Origin of the sequence: Oligoflexus sp. (assembly GCF_035712445.1) — a bacterium.
Lineage (GTDB): Bacteria > Bdellovibrionota_B > Oligoflexia > Oligoflexales > Oligoflexaceae > Oligoflexus.
In genome coordinates this window covers 70,384-85,812 of sequence record NZ_DASTAT010000140.1, presented here as the reverse complement: position 1 = coordinate 85,812, position 15,429 = coordinate 70,384, and the positions used below count along the sequence as shown (strand labels likewise).

At 53.8% G+C, this 15,429-nt stretch carries 17 protein-coding genes; 6 read left to right on the top strand and 11 right to left on the bottom strand.

The genetic code is table 11. The features are described from left to right. Window positions 1-6: 6 nt before the first annotated feature. Genes fliR through VFO10_RS29370 form a run of 7 tightly spaced genes read right to left on the bottom strand, consistent with a single transcriptional unit; the run spans window position 7 to window position 5,241 of the window. Window positions 7-789: a flagellar biosynthetic protein FliR gene (fliR, locus tag VFO10_RS29400; RefSeq protein WP_325145601.1), complete on the bottom strand. Its 783-nt coding sequence runs from the start codon at window positions 787-789 to the stop codon at window positions 7-9. Window positions 790-798: 9 nt separating this feature from the next. Next, window positions 799-1,068 carry a flagellar biosynthesis protein FliQ gene (gene fliQ, locus VFO10_RS29395; RefSeq protein WP_325145600.1) on the bottom strand — a complete coding sequence of 90 codons (270 nt, stop codon included), beginning with the start codon at window positions 1,066-1,068 and terminating at the stop codon, window positions 799-801. Between the two features lie 12 nt (window positions 1,069-1,080). Next, window positions 1,081-1,842 (bottom strand): flagellar type III secretion system pore protein FliP, encoded by a 762-nt coding sequence (fliP, locus tag VFO10_RS29390; RefSeq protein ID WP_325145599.1) that lies wholly within the window; start codon window positions 1,840-1,842, stop codon window positions 1,081-1,083. A 12-nt stretch (window positions 1,843-1,854) separates the two neighbouring features. Then, entirely contained in the window at window positions 1,855-3,015 is a 1,161-nt protein-coding gene (locus VFO10_RS29385) for a flagellar biosynthetic protein FliO (protein WP_325145598.1), read from the bottom strand. Window positions 3,016-3,031: 16 nt separating this feature from the next. Beyond that, window positions 3,032-3,460, bottom strand: coding sequence for a flagellar motor switch protein FliN (gene fliN / locus VFO10_RS29380; RefSeq protein ID WP_325145597.1), 429 nt, complete (start codon window positions 3,458-3,460; stop codon window positions 3,032-3,034). Window positions 3,461-3,471: 11 nt separating this feature from the next. Continuing rightward, window positions 3,472-4,455 carry a flagellar motor switch protein FliM gene (gene fliM / locus VFO10_RS29375; RefSeq protein ID WP_325145596.1) on the bottom strand — a complete coding sequence of 328 codons (984 nt, stop codon included), beginning with the start codon at window positions 4,453-4,455 and terminating at the stop codon, window positions 3,472-3,474. A gap of 39 nt (window positions 4,456-4,494) precedes the next feature. After that, window positions 4,495-5,241, bottom strand: coding sequence for a flagellar basal body-associated FliL family protein (locus tag VFO10_RS29370; RefSeq protein ID WP_325145595.1), 747 nt, complete (start codon window positions 5,239-5,241; stop codon window positions 4,495-4,497). Between the two features lie 228 nt (window positions 5,242-5,469). Here VFO10_RS29370 and VFO10_RS29365 point away from each other — a divergent pair, with 228 nt between their 5' ends. The 6 genes from VFO10_RS29365 to VFO10_RS29340 all read left to right on the top strand — a co-directional run bounded on the left by VFO10_RS29365 (window position 5,470) and on the right by VFO10_RS29340 (window position 11,067). Continuing rightward, the gene (locus tag VFO10_RS29365) at window positions 5,470-6,711 is read left to right on the top strand and encodes a hypothetical protein (protein ID WP_325145594.1); all 1,242 of its coding nucleotides are present in this window, start codon (window positions 5,470-5,472) and stop codon (window positions 6,709-6,711) included. A 122-nt stretch (window positions 6,712-6,833) separates the two neighbouring features. Beyond that, the gene (locus VFO10_RS29360) at window positions 6,834-7,325 is read left to right on the top strand and encodes a cytochrome c (RefSeq protein WP_325145593.1); all 492 of its coding nucleotides are present in this window, start codon (window positions 6,834-6,836) and stop codon (window positions 7,323-7,325) included. A gap of 168 nt (window positions 7,326-7,493) precedes the next feature. Further along, a complete protein-coding gene (rfaD, locus tag VFO10_RS29355) occupies window positions 7,494-8,474 on the top strand; it encodes an ADP-glyceromanno-heptose 6-epimerase (RefSeq protein ID WP_325145592.1) in 981 nt (326 codons plus the stop codon). Then, entirely contained in the window at window positions 8,458-9,777 is a 1,320-nt protein-coding gene (locus VFO10_RS29350) for a BamA/TamA family outer membrane protein (RefSeq protein ID WP_325145591.1), read from the top strand. Before rfaD ends, VFO10_RS29350 begins: the two co-directional genes overlap by 17 nt. A gap of 13 nt (window positions 9,778-9,790) precedes the next feature. Further along, the gene (locus VFO10_RS29345; RefSeq protein ID WP_325145590.1) at window positions 9,791-10,141 is read left to right on the top strand and encodes a hypothetical protein; all 351 of its coding nucleotides are present in this window, start codon (window positions 9,791-9,793) and stop codon (window positions 10,139-10,141) included. A gap of 170 nt (window positions 10,142-10,311) precedes the next feature. After that, entirely contained in the window at window positions 10,312-11,067 is a 756-nt protein-coding gene (locus tag VFO10_RS29340; protein WP_325145589.1) for a substrate-binding periplasmic protein, read from the top strand. On the opposite strand, the gene VFO10_RS29335 is transcribed toward VFO10_RS29340, so the two are convergent. The 4 genes from VFO10_RS29335 to VFO10_RS29320 form a co-directional block, all read right to left on the bottom strand. Next, on the bottom strand, window positions 11,022-11,267 hold the full coding sequence (locus VFO10_RS29335) for a hypothetical protein (protein ID WP_325145588.1): 246 nt from the start codon (window positions 11,265-11,267) through the stop codon (window positions 11,022-11,024). The two genes, VFO10_RS29340 and VFO10_RS29335, sit on opposite strands and share 46 nt — an antisense overlap. A 162-nt stretch (window positions 11,268-11,429) precedes the next feature. Next, complete coding sequence (locus VFO10_RS29330) at window positions 11,430-12,707, bottom strand: hypothetical protein (protein WP_325145587.1); 1,278 nt, start codon at window positions 12,705-12,707, stop codon at window positions 11,430-11,432. A 30-nt stretch (window positions 12,708-12,737) separates the two neighbouring features. Beyond that, the gene (locus VFO10_RS29325) at window positions 12,738-14,177 is read right to left on the bottom strand and encodes a hypothetical protein (RefSeq protein ID WP_325145586.1); all 1,440 of its coding nucleotides are present in this window, start codon (window positions 14,175-14,177) and stop codon (window positions 12,738-12,740) included. 409 nt (window positions 14,178-14,586) lie between these two features. Next, entirely contained in the window at window positions 14,587-15,420 is an 834-nt protein-coding gene (locus VFO10_RS29320) for an SDR family oxidoreductase (RefSeq protein WP_325145585.1), read from the bottom strand. Between the last annotated feature and the right edge of the window lie 9 nt (window positions 15,421-15,429).

The following is a 15,429-nucleotide window of genomic DNA, read 5'->3' as shown; positions in this document are numbered from 1 at the left end:
CTCACCTTATGGGGCAATGCCCTTAAGAGTCAGAAGAATCTGCTCCTGGGACGTGTTGAAATGTTGCGTGACCCAGCCTGGAAAAAAGGGCAGGCAGGCCATGTAAACAGCAAGACCCACGAAAAAGCCTATGGGAAAGCTCATCGTGAAAACGTTCATCTGGGGTACCGTGCGGGCAATCAGACCCAGGGCGGTATTGGTGAACATCAGGGCCACCAGGACCGGAGCGGAAAGCTGCATGGCCACGCGAAACATTCCCGCCGTCAGATCAATCAGAAAGCGCCCCATTTCCATCTGCGGTGCAATCCCGCCGGCTGGAATCAGGGTGAACGTGCGAACCATGGCATCCAGGTAGATGTGATGCAGGTTCAATCCAAGAAAGATCATGAGCATGATCACGCGGTGAAACGCCGTGAACGCGTTCATCTGCACATCGGCATCCGGCATCATAAGGTCGGCCACGCCAAAACCCATCTGAAAGCCGACAAGGCTCGCCGCCATGATGATGGCATCAAAGGCAATGCGGGCCACAAAGCCTATAAAAAGGCCGATACAGATCTCTTTGATCACGAGGATCATATAAAGCAAAGGATCCTGTGGAAAGTCCACCAGCCAATCCGTGGGCACCAGACCCTGCATGGTAAAGGTGAGAGCCACGCTGAGCAGGATGCGCACCCGAACCGGCGTCGGCTGATCCCCGATGAACGGCAGCGCGAATAAAATCCCACTGACCCTGATGAAGATCAGGGCCGCCGTGAGGATCGCTTCGACTGTGATGCCGTAAATCATACCGACCCTTCAGTGAACGAGGTTCGGAATATCGCGAATCAGGTTGATCGTGAACGTCATCATGGTGCGCAAAACCCAGGGGCCGCAGATGATCATTGCCGCGGCCATGGCCAGGATCTTGGGAATGAACGAAAGCGTCTGTTCGTTGATCTGGGTCGCCGCCTGAAAAATGGAAATCAGAAGACCCATCACAAGGGTGGCGAGCAGGGCTGGCGACGAGATCTTGATCATGACCCAGATCGTGTTCCAGCCGATATCAAGCACTGTCTGTTGAGTCATGGAAGGACTCCTTTATCCAAGGGAAAAGCTGCGAACCAAAGAATCAACGATGAGTCCCCAGCCATCCACCAGCACGAAGAGCACCAGCTTAAAGGGCAGCGACACCACAGTCGGCGGCAGCATCATCATCCCCATACCCATAAGGATCGAGGACACCACCATGTCGATGACGAGGAAGGGGATATAAATCAAAAATCCGATCTGAAAGGCCGTCTTCAGTTCCGAAACCACAAAGGATGGAATCAGAACCCGCATCGGAACTTCATCCATGCTCTTGGGCTTCGGCAGCTTGGCGATATTGAAGAAAGCCTGAAGATCGGATTCTTTCACTTCGCGGAGCATAAAGGTCCTTAGCGGGGCCAGCGTCTCTTTCAGCGCCTGCTCCTGGGTGATGGCTTTTTCCAGGTAAGGCGTCAGTGCCCTTTCCTGAATCACATCAATAACAGGACCCATCGTGAAAAAAGTCAAAAACAGGGACAGGCCCAGCACCACCTGGTTCGGAGGCATGGTCTGGGTCCCCAGGGCCTGGCGCACAAAACTCAGCACGACCACGATGCGGGTGAACGAGGTCATCATCAGAAGGATCGCCGGCGCCACGCCCAGGATGGTGAGGAGCGCGATGATCTTCAGCGCAGGTACGAAAGCATCCGGGTCATCCACTTCGTAGATATTGAAGTTGAGCCCAGGAATCTTGGTATCCGCATAGGCGCGGCCACTCACGAGCAGCGCGAGCAGCGCCCAGAAAAGACCTTTTTTTACACCCGAAACGGTCATGCCAAACCCTGTTTAAACTTTGGGAAGATCACGCAGTTTTTTACGAATCATGCGCGTCACATCATCGACACTGCTGGGCTCTTCCGCTTGACGCGACGAAGGCTTCATATTCTTGATACCCTGATCCCCGATGCCATAGGAAATGGCGCTGCCTGGCTCAGGGAGATCCGTCTTGGGAGTCGAGCGCGGACGGGCTGCCGGACGCGGAGGCACATCATCCAGAACGGGACCCGAACGACGAACCGGCGCTTCCTTCGGCAGAGCCTGCTTTTGAAACAGCGCAGGATCAATCGCCATACGCGGCTGCGCATCGTTGGGATTTTTCAGCGAGGTCAGAAAATTGATATTGTCCGGGGACACTCCGAGCAGAATCTGCTCCTGGCCGACCTGCACGACGGTGAGTTTCTGCTTGGGACCCACAGCATGCGTGGCCAGAGTTTTCAGCGAATAATCCTGGACGGGAGCGCCGGGCATTTTGGTCATCACGCGGCGCCAGCTCTTCATACCGATCATCAGCGCCAGCATCACCGCCATGAAAATGGTCACCATCACCAGCTTTTCCTGAAGACCATCACTCCAGGAAGGGGCCGCTGCCGCAGCAGGAGCCGCTGCCTGTGCTTTTGCAGGGGCTTCCTTGGCCACCACCTGGGTTTTGGCTGGATCAGGAATATCGCTGCGCACTTCCGTTTTCTGCACCACCTCTTCCGCCGTCGGACCACCCGTGACAGGAACGCCATCAAAATGCGCCAGCAGCTGCTTTTCCGCTTCGGCATGATCGAGCATGACGACGACGCGATTTTCCAGGATATCCGTGGTCACAGCGCCGACGAGGTGCGCAGCTTCCTTGGTTACGAAGAGACGCAAACCCGCCGTCTGCTCATCGAGCTGGAACGCGGCGAACTTGCGAATATAGGGACTGTTGGCCTCGACGAACTGCCCTGGCTTAGGCACCATGGTGTTGGGCAGAGTCACCTGGATGAAGCTTCCCATGGCTTCCACCTTGGGTTTGGGGAAGCCTGGTTTGCTATCATAGCGCACGGTGATGATGGATGATTTTTGATCCGATTCGCCATCGATGGGACCCATCATCATCAGCGTCGGGCTCGCCGGAGTTTCCTGCGAGTAAAGACGCGTACCAAACATCAATAAGACCACAGCAAAGAACCGCAACATGCGAAAGCCCTCTCTATCAGGCGTTATGACTCATATCACCCAGACCAAACTGCGACACGACGTCGGTCAAACGCACACCGAATTTTTCGTTCACCACCACGACTTCACCCATGGCCACGAGCTTATCGTTGATCAGAATCTCCATGGGCTCCCCTGCGATCTTGTCGAGTTCGATCACCGAACCCTGACCAAGCTGCAGAAGATCGTTCACCAGCATCTTGGTGCGGCCGAGTTCCACCGAAACTTTCAGCGGGACATCGAGGATCATCTTCAGCTTCGAAAAGTCCGTACGGGCGAGGCGCGAGTCCTCGGGAGTCATGACGATATTTTCGTCCTTGTCCCCACCGCCTTTACCACCACCGTCGTCACCGCCAGCAGCGGCCGCAAGGGCGTCGTCCAAATCACCACCTAAACCAAAATCTTCCGGATTTAAATCATCAGCCATCGCGAGACTCCTCAGCTTTCAAACATGGATTCAGTGATACGGATCGCGCGATTGCCGCGCAAAAGACCAGGGATGCCTTTAAATTTGGGAATGCCCTCGACCATCACGTTGAGCGGCATGGTGGCATCAGTATCGAGTTGTATGATGTCGCCGACTTCCAGGTTCATGAGGTCACGCACCTGAATGTTCGCTTCCCCCAGCTTCACGACGATGTTCGCCGTGGTCTGCATGATCTGCTCCTTCACCCGGTTGATCCAGATGAAGTCGACTTCGAGCTGCTCACTCTGGAAACCGACCGAGAGTTTGGATTTGATCGGTTCCAGCGTGGAATAAGGAATCACGATCTTGATCGTTCCCGAAACCTTTTCGAGTTCGACGTCAAAGGTCGTGGCGATCACAACGTCCGAAGGCGGCACGACGGCGACGAACTGCGGGTTGATTTCAGTACGGCTATAACCGATCTTCAGGGGATAGACGGGTTCCCAGGCTTTTTCCAGATCGTCGATCGCGGAAAGGACCACGCGACGGGCGATCTTGATTTCGATCTGGGTAAAGTCCTTGCCTTCGATTTTGGTGTAAGGCACATCGTTGCCGCCGAAGAAACTGTCGACCAGCGCATAGAGCAGTTTCGATTCGATCACCATCACGGCCGCGCCGCGCAGAGGATCGAGGCGCAGAATGTTCAGACAGGAAGGCAAAGGCAAGGAGTTCATGAACTCCGAGAACTTCAGCGGACCTGTCGAGTTCACGCTGAGGTTGGCCATTTTCCGCAGGGCGTTGGACAGCGTCACCCGGAAAAGGCGGATGAAGCGGTCGTGAATGATGTCGAGCGTGGGCATACGACCACGGATGATCCTGTCCTGGTTGGCCAGATCATACTGGACGACGCCGCTCTGTAGGCCCTCAGGGCCGCCATCATCATCGGAGTCGACGCGATTATCCGAGACCGCGGATAAAAGGGCATCGACTTCGCTCTGGGACAGTACCTGACTCATCAGCCACTCCTCGTGATTCGATCAAAGGGAACCGCTCATTCACTCGATCAACATATCCGTGATGTAAACCGCTTCGACCTTGGTCTTCATATAACGATTGATCCGGGTCAGGATCTCTTTGCGGAGCGCTTCCTTGCCATCCGGCGCCAGAAGGAACTCTCGCGTTTTCCGCTGCAGGATGCCGATGATGGCATCGCGGAGCTGGGGCATGCGTTTTTCAATTTCCTGCTTGGTTGCATCGCCGCCTTTATACTCAAGGGAAATCTCGAGCCGCACATAGCGGTTTTCCAGGGCGTTGCCGAGGTTGATGTTAAATCCAGCCATTTTATAGGTGTCGCCGAAATCAATATCAAGCTGGGGCTTGGCGTCCTTTTTGTCCGCTGCCGTGCCGTCGGCTTTCTTTTCGCCTTCAGCCTGCCCTTCAGCGGCCTTTTCACCTTCCTTATGCTCTCCGGCTCCTTCAGCTTTCTTCTCTTCACCTTTGCCTTCTTCTTTTTTATCTTCGGCGGGCGCGTCGGCTTTTTTGCCTTCTTCTTTTTTCTCGCCGCCGTGTTCATCCGCTTTTCCCGCGGTGCCTTTGGCCGTAATTTCATGCTCGTCGGCTTTTTTGCCTCCGCTCAGGAACATGAAGGCACCCGCGCCTGCTCCACCGATCAGCAAAACGCCGAGAATCGCGAAGATCAGAAGCTTCTTCTTGCGCTTCTTCGCCTCCTGCTCAGGATTTTCCTCGGCAGGGGCTTCACCTTCTTTTTTTTCTTTCTCTTCTTTTTTGCCTTCTTCTGCCATAAATACTCCTGTTGAGCCAGGGTCAGGATTACAAGAGATGTGCCAAGGCTTCGACGCGTCCAATTTTTACGAGAAGCTGTAAAAAGCTGCGTGCATCCTTGCAAAAGCAAGCGCTTGCGGAGCGTTTGCGATAGTCATAGGATAAAGTCGATTCTTTTGGGGATTGAACCAAAGCAAGGCGTCAGAGCCCTGACGACAGGAGTCAAGAGCGTGACGGGGAGTCAAAAATTGTACTCATCATTTGTCAGAAGACTGACGTCGGGAGTCATGCTCGTGACGGGCATGCTGGGAACCGCAGCTTATGCTCAAACCGAAGACGCCTCCGAACCCCGACGTCTCTTCGTGGAAGGCGAGGTCACCTGTGGTACCAAATGCCCACGACTCAATCATTTTCAATTCGGACTGCGGACCTTCCTGAGCGAGCGGCTTTCGCTGCAGCTGGCCTGGGATCCGGGACTTGTTGAAAAACCAACGTGGGAGGATACCTATGATCGTTTGGATCAAAGGTTACCGCCGCGTCGCACCTGGTTTGATCGCTATGCTTTGCGTTTCAGGGCCAGTGATGCGGTCGAAGTGAGCCTCGAAAACTGGAATGCCGCCACACTGATTCCCGATGCCAGCGGTTTGAGTTTTGCGCATGCTCTTCAGGATAGCGGCTGGAATCAGACGGCTTTGCGCATGAGCGTGATCGATACGGAGCGTCCCGCGAATTCCTGGACTCTGATTGCAGGACTCGGTGAAGGCGAACGCTTCAAGGATCGTGATCATAAAGCCTATCTGGCTCTGATGCTCAGACGCGAAATAAGTGAGGGACTCGAATGGCAAGGGGCTTATTCCATGGATCCCGACAGCATGGAAGAGGAGAGCTTTTACTGGCTCCCGCGTGATCAAAGAGCGAAAGCCCGCGAAGGATTCAAAAATGAGCGCCAGGCGCTTTCTCTTATCCTCACGGGACAGCATCGCAAAGCCCGTGGTCTGCGTGCCGCGATCGGGCTGCAAAAAAACCTGATCCGCGGCCCCAAGACACCGGCGGATGTCACGGCGGTTGATCCTTCGGAAGGTCCCTTCGATCTTACGGAAATTCTCGCCGAGCACTGGGGCATGAGAAGCGAGATTGAAAAGCGCACGCTCGCCTTCAGCGCTTCCTATTTGATTCTAGCGGAATACCTGCTCGCTTTCCATCACCAGGACCTTGATGTCAAACTCAGAGCCGGTGCCCGGGCGCGTGCCTGCCAGGGTCTGGGCCGCGACGGCCGCTGCCTGGATGCGGGGACCGATCACGACCGCCTTCGCCTGCGTGAAGACACCTTCGGGATCGGCTATATCAATGAAAGCGGATTCAGTCTTTTTCTGGAAAACTTTTTTGTAAAATATGACAGACTATATGAACTCTATCACTTTGCTCCGGGTCAGGATAAGCGACAGCGCGCCCAATCTTTTGCGCAAGTTCGTCTGACCTGGAACTGGTAGACGAGCGCACCAAAGGGCTTAAAAACCGGCGACTGGGGCCGTGTTTTCGTCCGTATTTTTCTTTGGTGCCCCGGTTGAATATGCTATACATGGCTCCCTGGACCGCATCAAAAGGAGAAAGCATGAAAATCAGACGCACCCTATTGGCTCTTTCATCCCTTGCCGTTGGGATGGTCTTGAGCGCTTGTAAATCCTGTACCGCCCAACATGACCCGCGGCCCGCACAGGAGCGCTTCAAACAGGAAGAGACCAATGCCAATCAGGCTATCGAGACACTGAATCCTGACGGATCGGTGCCCGCACCAAAAGCTGTGGCCAGCAGCGGTGGAGCCAGTGGCGGGGTTGGACAGGAAAAATTCAATCAGTTCTGCGCAGCCTGTCACGGTAACGATGGTGCGGCCAGCGGCCCAGGCGCGCTCGCTATGAATCCCAAACCGCGGAACTTTACAGATGCCAAGTGGCAGGCTTCCGTGGATGACGCCCATATCACCAAGGTCATCAAGGAAGGCGGCGCGTCCGTCGGTCTGAGCCCAACCATGGCACCCTGGGGAGCCGCACTCAACGATGCCGAGATCGCGGAAGTCGTCAAATACGTGCGCTCGTTTAAAAAGTAAGCGACCCGTGCTTGTATAAAAAAAAGCGGCACCTCGTTTGAGAGTGCCGTTTTTTATTGGCCAAAGGAGTTTCGATTTCCGGCCAAGGCAGGTATATACTAGATCATTTAGGCCTGCAAACGCGAGCCGTTCTGCTGGCAAAAGCCTTGTAGAAAGGGGTTTTAGAGGATGATACTGATCACCGGCGGCGCTGGCTTCATTGGCAGTGCCTTGGTCTGGGCGCTCAATGAGAAAGGTCACCACACTATCATCGTCTCAGACCACCTCGGTTTGGGCGACAAGTGGAAGAATCTTGCAAAACGCCGTATTGACTACGTGGTTCCCAAGGATCAACTTTTCAACTGGCTCGATGAAGCGGGACATCCCCTTTTCGAAGCCGTCTTTCATCTTGGCGCCTGCTCATCGACCACCGAGCGTGATGCCGATTATCTGATGAACAACAACGTTCTCTTCACCAAAAAACTTTGGGACTACTGCGCGCAGCGCGATATTCCCTTTCTTTATGCCTCTTCGGCCGCGACCTATGGCGCCGAGGAATCGACCTTCCTGGACGAACACGAGCGCATTCCCGAACTGCGCCCGATCAATAAATACGGCTGGAGCAAACAGCTCTTTGACGCCTGGGCCTTGAAGCAGAAAATAACGCCGCCCTTTTGGTATGGATTCAAATATTTCAACGTCTACGGCCCCCAGGAATATCACAAAGGTCCACAGGCCAGCGTTGTCTACCATGCCTTTCCCCAGGTTCGTGACAAGAGCAGCCTGCGCCTTTTCAAATCCCATCGTCCCGACATCGAACACGGTGAACAGCGCCGCGACTTCGTCTATGTGAAGGACGTGGTGAAGGTCATGCTGCATTTCTGGAAGGAACATCGCCGCATCCCTTCGGGCCTTTATAACCTTGGCACCGGCCAGGCACGGACGTTCGCCGACCTTGGTCGCGCGGTCTTCGCGGCCCTCGATAAAAAGCCGAAGTTCGAATGGATTGAAATGCCTTCGAGCCTGCAAAACCAGTATCAATACTTCACGGAAGCTGATCTGAACAAACTGCGTTCCGTGGCCGGATATCAGGAGCCCTTTTACAGTCTGGAAGACGGTGTGAACGACTACGTCAGACACTATCTCAATCAGGGTGATCCCTATCTTTGATTTCATCCGAAAGCATGGCCTGCTGATTCTCGGCTGGATCGGTTGCTCGTCTGCGGCTTTTGCGCAAGGCGGCAACTTCCATATTCAGCAGATTGAAATCAAAGGTCTGGGCCGCACCAATATCAATTGGCTCATGGAATATGCAGGGCTTCAATGTCCCTGCGATCTGAGCGGCGCGGACATCGACACGCTCAAAACCCGCCTTCTCACGACTCAGGTCTTTCAGGATGTATCCGTGCATTTGAAGGAATTGGAGAAGGACCCAGGAGCCTATCAACTCGAAATAGATGCCAGGGAAAAATGGACCGTTATTCCTGTGATTCGCGGGGCCTTTGGGGGTGGAACACCGCTGATTGTCGCCGGCATTTATGACACCCATTCTTTTGGCAGTCTTTGGACCATGGGTGCAGAAAGCCGAACCTATGGCTCCGCCCCGACCGGCGGGGTCATGTGGATCCGTGCCCCGCGCTGGCGAGGGGGTCGTCATTACTTAAATCTTGAACTCTGGCGGGACAACCGCATTCGTAGCGTATACGATAGGGAGGATCAGGAAGTTGCTCGAATTTATGGCAGCGCCACAGCCGTGGTTGCCGAAGCGCTGGTCCCTCTGAGTTCGAATCCTCGCAGTCCCTGGCAGGCCGGACTGCGTGTGAATTTTAGGCAGCAGCATCAGCTGGGATGGCAAACGGAGAAACCTGCTCCGGGCGTGGATGATTTTGATTTGCGCCCCATAAATCAGAAACGTCTCTTGGCCAGGCTGGTTTATGATGATATGGCTGTCCTGCAGCAGAATTTGCAGGGTCTGCGCGTCCTTCTGAATGCCGGACCCACCTGGTCTGAGGAAAAAAACCAGGCGAGTCTGGAACAGGAGTTGTTTTGGTACGGGCTTTGGGACGAAGATTGGAATCTCGCCTTTCATGAATGGCTGGGATTGAGCGATGATCGTTCCTATCAGAGCCTCTTTTTTCTGGGTGGCTTTGATTCGGTTCGTGGGCTACCCGATGGTGTTATGTACGGAAATAAGGCGGTCTACGGTAACCTGGAGCTGCGGAAAATATTTCACCGCTCCCGTTACGTTTGGTGGCAGGCCGCCACCTATATCGACTATGGTGCGGCTGGGTATGCACTTTCGGATTGGAAACAGAACGATCGAGCGAGCGCAGGCTTAGGCCTGAGGCTGGCAGTTCCGCAGGTCAATCGACTGGTTTTCCGCGTGGATTATGCCTGGAGTCTGGCTGAGCCCAACACCAGCAGTATATCGGTCGGTATGAACCAATTCATTGACCCCTATCGTCCCTTGTAAAGGAGAAGTAAGCATGGATGCACAGGTTCAAGTTCGCGAGAGTCTCCGTTGGTTGGATGGATTAGAGGCGGGCTCGCTGCCAACCAACGATCTCTATTTTCTGGCTGAAAAACTCGATCCCGTGCTGATCAGCCTGATGATTCGTTATCTTCGTAAAAAATATCCGAGCGCCAAGCCTGAAGCCGCTGGCGTGCTCGCCCGTATGCTGGAGCTGACCAGCACATATCCGCAGCTCGTGAAAAAAACCCGTGAAGCCGAGCACGATCCGGTCAGTGAATGGTTCCTCGAAACCTATTCCTTTGCCGAGTTCTACAGTAAACCCGGTGAGCTCGTGCAGGTGATCGTCGATAAACTGGAAGGCTAAAGTCCTGTCGTCCTGTCGGTCCGTGACTCCTTCTCTGCGCTTCGCGAAAATGATAAGAGACCCGCACCCCACGGGTCTTTATGCATTTGTGCTCTTCTCTTCGTGCCAACTTCGAAAATTCCATGTTAACTTCCACGCTGGGCCAATCGGATGACTCGGTGAGGCGCGTTATGTATTATCGTCTGCTCAAGCTTACACTTGCGTTCTTCACGCTCATGCCCGAAGGTTTTGCGAAAACGCAGAAGCTGACCATTGCCGCCACGGAATGGGCGCCACTCACAAGTTCCGATATGGAACGCAATGGTTTACTGGCGGATATTACGAGCGAAGCCTTGAAGAGGGTGGGCTACGAAACCGAATTTGTGATTTTACCGTGGAAAAGAGCCCTCGAAATGACCCGAAAAGGTCGTTACGATGCGCTGCTCGGCGCATCCTATGTGGAGGAGCGGACTCTTGATTTCATCTATCCGCAATATGCCTGGCGCACATATTCCTATTTTCACGCACTCAAAGGCTCACGAACGGGGCCATTCAAAGGCCTGAAGAGCCTCTGTCCCGCGACAGTGGGCATCCTGATCGGATCCTTTCACCGGCGCCCTCTGCTCGAATCAGGCTGTCTCAAAGTCTATGAGAACTCGTCCATTCAGCAGAGCATGCAGATGCTCATGCGTGGCCGCATTGATCTTTATCTGGCCGTCCCGGAGGTGCTGCATTACTATCTCAGCACCGAGTTTCCAGGGGCCGAGGATGATATCATCACGTTGCGTCCCGCTTATATTGAAGACAAGGCCTATCTGGTCTTTCCCAAATCCCTGCCGCAGAGCGCAGAGTTAGCCAGGGATTATGAGCGAGGGATTGAATTGATCAAAGCGGAAGGAGCCTATGCTGAGGTCATCAAAAGGCATCCACTTGCGATCAGACCGTAAGAGCGCGCCTCGGCCGCGGCCTTCTTTTCTGCCCGGCTCAGTCGCCACATAAAGCGAAGTCCCGCTCCATTTTCCGGCGTCATCATAAAAACCTTGGCCATCGACATCAGCCAACCAGGATAATCACGACCCAGCTGCGTTGCGACCACACCCGGACGCACGGCAAAGGCCGGGGCCGGAATATCGCCAAGGATCCGCATGACGTTGCTGATGCCTATATGGGAGGCGCCGGCGGCCTAGAGAGGCTGAGAGATCATGAACAACGGCATATGCGGCCTCGAAAGACCCGTGGGCAGGTTTCCATCAAAAAAAGGCGAGGCGTGTCCTGGAGATGCTTCTCCAGGACAGTATACCTTTGGGAATTAATAACCGCGCGGGAGGACGAAACTGCTCACAGTCGAGCCGAATACTTTCTCTTCACCGTATGTTTTCTCGGCTGGCAGCGTCAGGTAGTCAGCCGTGAAGTCCGACTCGCCATCAAAGAGGCCTCTGGGACCACGGGCAAAACCCCAACTGTTCTTGCTGACGAAAGTTGCCAATTCGCCTTCAAGGGCGGCAAGCTTCTCTTCCTCACTTTTATCGCCCCGTCCGAGATTGCCGACGCCAGGAGCATTCTTCACGGTATAGTCGGTTAACAAAACCATATGACCGCCTTGGTCAGCAGGCAGGCTGGGCAGGTTCTGGCTCAAGGTGTTGTAATCGAATATTCCCCGACGCGTGGCAGGGTCGGCTCTCAGACCGTTGAAGAATACGTGAACGCTCATAAGAACAGGTTGACGATCGTTCAAGGCACGCATCACGCGTTTGAATATCGCGCGACGAGCTGCAATGGTTTCAGGCGTGAGGCCTTCGGCCGTGGTAACACCTTCGGCAGAAGGAAAGCCAACCGTTCTCCATTCCGTTTGTATGGCCTGAGCAACTTTAACCTTCGACTTCGGAACGAATTTATACTCCTGGCTCGCACTCTCGCCGCTATTGGCTGGATCTTCGACCAGGACTTTCTTCACAGGGCCGTTGGCGATCTCAACATTCTGCAGGTTTTTCACGGCTTGCGGAAGCAGGTCGTCCATGTTGACTTTGAATACTTTGTTAAGGAACGCGGTTACTTTTTCCTTGGTGCGATCTTCGGCCTTAAAAAGTTCCCCGCCTTCGAGCAGAGCCTTTTGAACTTCGACCAGGGCCGCGGCCTGCAGGGCCGACTTTTCTGTTTTATAGTCATCCACACCAAACTGGGCTTCACTCAAAAAGCCATAGTTGGACATGAGATAGACAGCCCGGTTCCACGAACCGCCTGTGTTGAATTCAAAAGATTTGATGCCACCCTCATCTTTCGCGGTTCCCAGCTCCTCGTAAGAGTCCTGGGTTAACCTCGTATACCAGTCCCAGTAAGTCCAGTAAGACTCCGAAACGTCGACATGAGCATTATGATTCGAGAAATAAAGGGATTCCAGCCAGCTGGCCTGGGAATAGAGCCAGCAGTTGCCAATCGATTGACGTTTGCTGCGCGTGCCTCCGACTTCGGTCACGCTGGGGGAACTCGTCGACGTGGTATCCTGGCAGGCGCTCAGCAGTGCGGAACTCAAAAGCAGGCAGCTGATCGACTTATAAAGAACGCGACTTACTTGAACTGTGTTTTGCATATCTATTCACCTTTATCGTTTTGTTTGAAATTAGCGGCCGCACTCGTCGACCAGAAGGCCGAAGGATTTATCGAGCGAGTTGACAAAGTCGATTTCGGCAGCTTTGAAACTCAGGAACGGACCTTTGCCGAAATCGGAGGTCACTTCACCATCGATATTGGCCTCGAAGGCGATGTTAGGAAGCCAGCCGTTGAGGAACAGGTTCATACCTGCCATTTTCGTTGCTCCTTCCTCGGTCCTGATAACATCCGAGCGATAGTTTTTGTCGACCTTCAGGAAGTAAGTGTAGGACCAACCGTTCAGTTTGATTTTTTCAGTCAAGGTGAGCTGACATGGTTTGCTTTCATCCAGCTTGAAGGAGTAAGTGACTTCCGTAGGCACCAGAGCTCCGCTGGAATTTTCAGCGTGTATAATACCTTTTCGGCTTTGGACAAGGTTCACAAATCGCTTGGCAGCTTCGAGTTGACGAGCCAGCAAAGACTGTTTCAGGGCCTCCGAAACGGCTTTGTTGATACGCTCGACGACGGCGGTCTCGGGGACGGCACCGGCCAGGGCTGCTGTGATTTCAGCTTTAATACGCTCTTGAATTTCAGCTTCCGTCGGCACAAGTGCCAAGGCCGCGGCCACGGCTTTATCCACTGCGGCTTTGACCTGATCTGGATTCGAAAGGCCAGCAGTAGCCGACTCCACAGCAGCGTTGATTCTCTTTTGGATTTCTTCGTCGCTCGGACGAGCTTTCAATGCTTCATCGACAGCCTTATTGATACGTCCAGCGACGTCCGCTTCGGGAACGAGGCCTTTGACAGCATCGGCGACGGCGTCAGCGATTCTTTTCAGAATGCCTTCTTCAGTTGTTGTGTTGGCCAGAGCCTCGGCCACGGCTTTATCCACTGCGGCCTTGACCTGTTCTGGATTCGAAAGGCCAGCGGTGGCCAACTCCACGGCAGCGTTGATTCTCTTTTGGATTTCTTCGTCGCTGGGACGTTTCTTTAGGGCTTCTGCAACCGCAGCATTGATACGTTCTTCCACTTGCGAGGGCGTAACAGTGTCTTTAAGCGCTTCCGCAACAGCTTTCTTGATTCTGTCTTGAATTTGCTCTTCGCTCGGCTTGTCCTTCAAAGCATTTTCGACTGCAGCGCTGACGAGTTTATCGACCTCTTGCTTATTCACGAGGCCTTCGGTGGCTTGACTGACGGCCGCTTCGATACGCGCCTTAACATCGGCTTCTTTTTGCGCAAGCGCAGTCTCGCTGGCATTATTCTCCGCTTCCAGTTCGGCGATACGTTTACTTTGCTCGGGATCCTGGACGACCACGGTTTTTGTTTTGGTCTCTTTACCGCAGGCGCTGACGAGGACTAGGGAAAGTACGACAAACTTGGAATACTTCATTTTTTGACTCTCTTTAGCAAAGTGAAGAAGACGGTGGTTGAGACATAAACCCTGGGTATTTATTGCAGTGAGGCGTAACATACTGACACTATTACTCTCAGTATAGAGTAGCCAGCTGCCCGCACGATCATTGGAGCCACTTATATATGTCCTATTGGCAACTCAAACTGAACTGGCATTGCAAAGGCGTCCTTCAATTCCATTTCGTTCATGAGAACGAGCGGATTGGGCCCAAAGCCCCGGGGCATAGCCATAATTTGTGAATGAATGGGATGTCGACAGAAGCCGGACAAATCCACTTGGGATAAGAGCTTTGACGCGAAAGTGAGGATGGCTCCCGGAGGGCCTACTTACTCAAGAAGCGAGAATACCTTCAACGCAATCTTCGATCAGTTTCTTGACTTTCATCAGGTCGAACGGTCCATCGAGGTAGTCCACTACCGTGGCTGGACGCTCATCTTCGTAGTCCACAGTGATCTTCACGTTGCCACTAGGCCGTAAGCTCTTCGCTTAAAGTCCAGAGTCGTTCCTGATTGTCTTCGGATAAAGCCTCAGGCGCGGCCTTCTTTTCTTTTGAAGCTTCAAAATAAGCTCCATTGAGCTTCTGCAGGCCCGGCTCAGTCGCCACATAAAGCGAGGTCCGCGCCCCCTTTTCCGGCGTCACCATAAAAACCTTGGCGATCGACATCAGCCAGCCCGGATAATCACGACCCAGCTGCGTTGCGACCACACCCGGATGCACGGCAAAGGCCGAGGCCGAACTTCCCTGCAGACGCCGCGCCAGGGCTTTGGTCATCAGAACATTGGCCAGCTTGGACTGATTATAGGCCTCCCAACCTTTATAAGGCCTCGCTCTATAATTCAGATCATCCCAATGCATGTGTCCGCGATAATGCAGCTTGGAAGAAAGCGTCACGATGCGGCCTTCGGGTGCGGCCTTGACCAAAGGCAGAAGCGCCTGCGTGAGGGTGAAGGTTCCGAGATGATTGACGCCGAAGGTCATTTCAAAACCATCGCGAGTTTCCTGTCGGGTCAGGCTCATCACGCCTGCGTTATTGATCAGGATATCCAGCTGGGAAAAGCGCCGCTTCAAAACTTCGGCCGCGCTTTTGATATTCATGATGTTCGCAAGGTCCATTGAGATGACGTCAACCGTGGCCTTGGGATGAAACTTCAAAATGGACTCACGGGCGTCTTCCGCTTTGTGCAGATTCCGGCAGCCCAGAATCACCTGGGCGCCTTGGGCCGCCAAGCCACGCGCGGTGGCCCAACCGATTCCGCTATTGGAGCCTGTCACCAAAGCTATCTTGCCCTTAAGGTCCATCCGTGGCTC

Coding starts and splice junctions, on each gene's coding strand:
- fliR (WP_325145601.1), bottom strand. CDS start 789: ATGATTTACGGCATCACAGTCGAAGCGATCCTCACGGCGGCCCTGATC.
- fliQ (WP_325145600.1), bottom strand. CDS start 1,068: ATGACTCAACAGACAGTGCTTGATATCGGCTGGAACACGATCTGGGTC.
- fliP (WP_325145599.1), bottom strand. CDS start 1,842: ATGACCGTTTCGGGTGTAAAAAAAGGTCTTTTCTGGGCGCTGCTCGCG.
- VFO10_RS29385 (WP_325145598.1), bottom strand. CDS start 3,015: ATGTTGCGGTTCTTTGCTGTGGTCTTATTGATGTTTGGTACGCGTCTT.
- fliN (WP_325145597.1), bottom strand. CDS start 3,460: ATGGCTGATGATTTAAATCCGGAAGATTTTGGTTTAGGTGGTGATTTG.
- fliM (WP_325145596.1), bottom strand. CDS start 4,455: ATGAGTCAGGTACTGTCCCAGAGCGAAGTCGATGCCCTTTTATCCGCG.
- VFO10_RS29370 (WP_325145595.1), bottom strand. CDS start 5,241: ATGGCAGAAGAAGGCAAAAAAGAAGAGAAAGAAAAAAAAGAAGGTGAA.
- VFO10_RS29360 (WP_325145593.1), top strand. CDS start 6,834: ATGAAAATCAGACGCACCCTATTGGCTCTTTCATCCCTTGCCGTTGGG.
- rfaD (WP_325145592.1), top strand. CDS start 7,494: ATGATACTGATCACCGGCGGCGCTGGCTTCATTGGCAGTGCCTTGGTC.
- VFO10_RS29345 (WP_325145590.1), top strand. CDS start 9,791: ATGGATGCACAGGTTCAAGTTCGCGAGAGTCTCCGTTGGTTGGATGGA.
- VFO10_RS29340 (WP_325145589.1), top strand. CDS start 10,312: ATGTATTATCGTCTGCTCAAGCTTACACTTGCGTTCTTCACGCTCATG.
- VFO10_RS29335 (WP_325145588.1), bottom strand. CDS start 11,267: ATGCGGATCCTTGGCGATATTCCGGCCCCGGCCTTTGCCGTGCGTCCG.
- VFO10_RS29330 (WP_325145587.1), bottom strand. CDS start 12,707: ATGCAAAACACAGTTCAAGTAAGTCGCGTTCTTTATAAGTCGATCAGC.
- VFO10_RS29325 (WP_325145586.1), bottom strand. CDS start 14,177: ATGTTACGCCTCACTGCAATAAATACCCAGGGTTTATGTCTCAACCAC.
- VFO10_RS29320 (WP_325145585.1), bottom strand. CDS start 15,420: ATGGACCTTAAGGGCAAGATAGCTTTGGTGACAGGCTCCAATAGCGGA.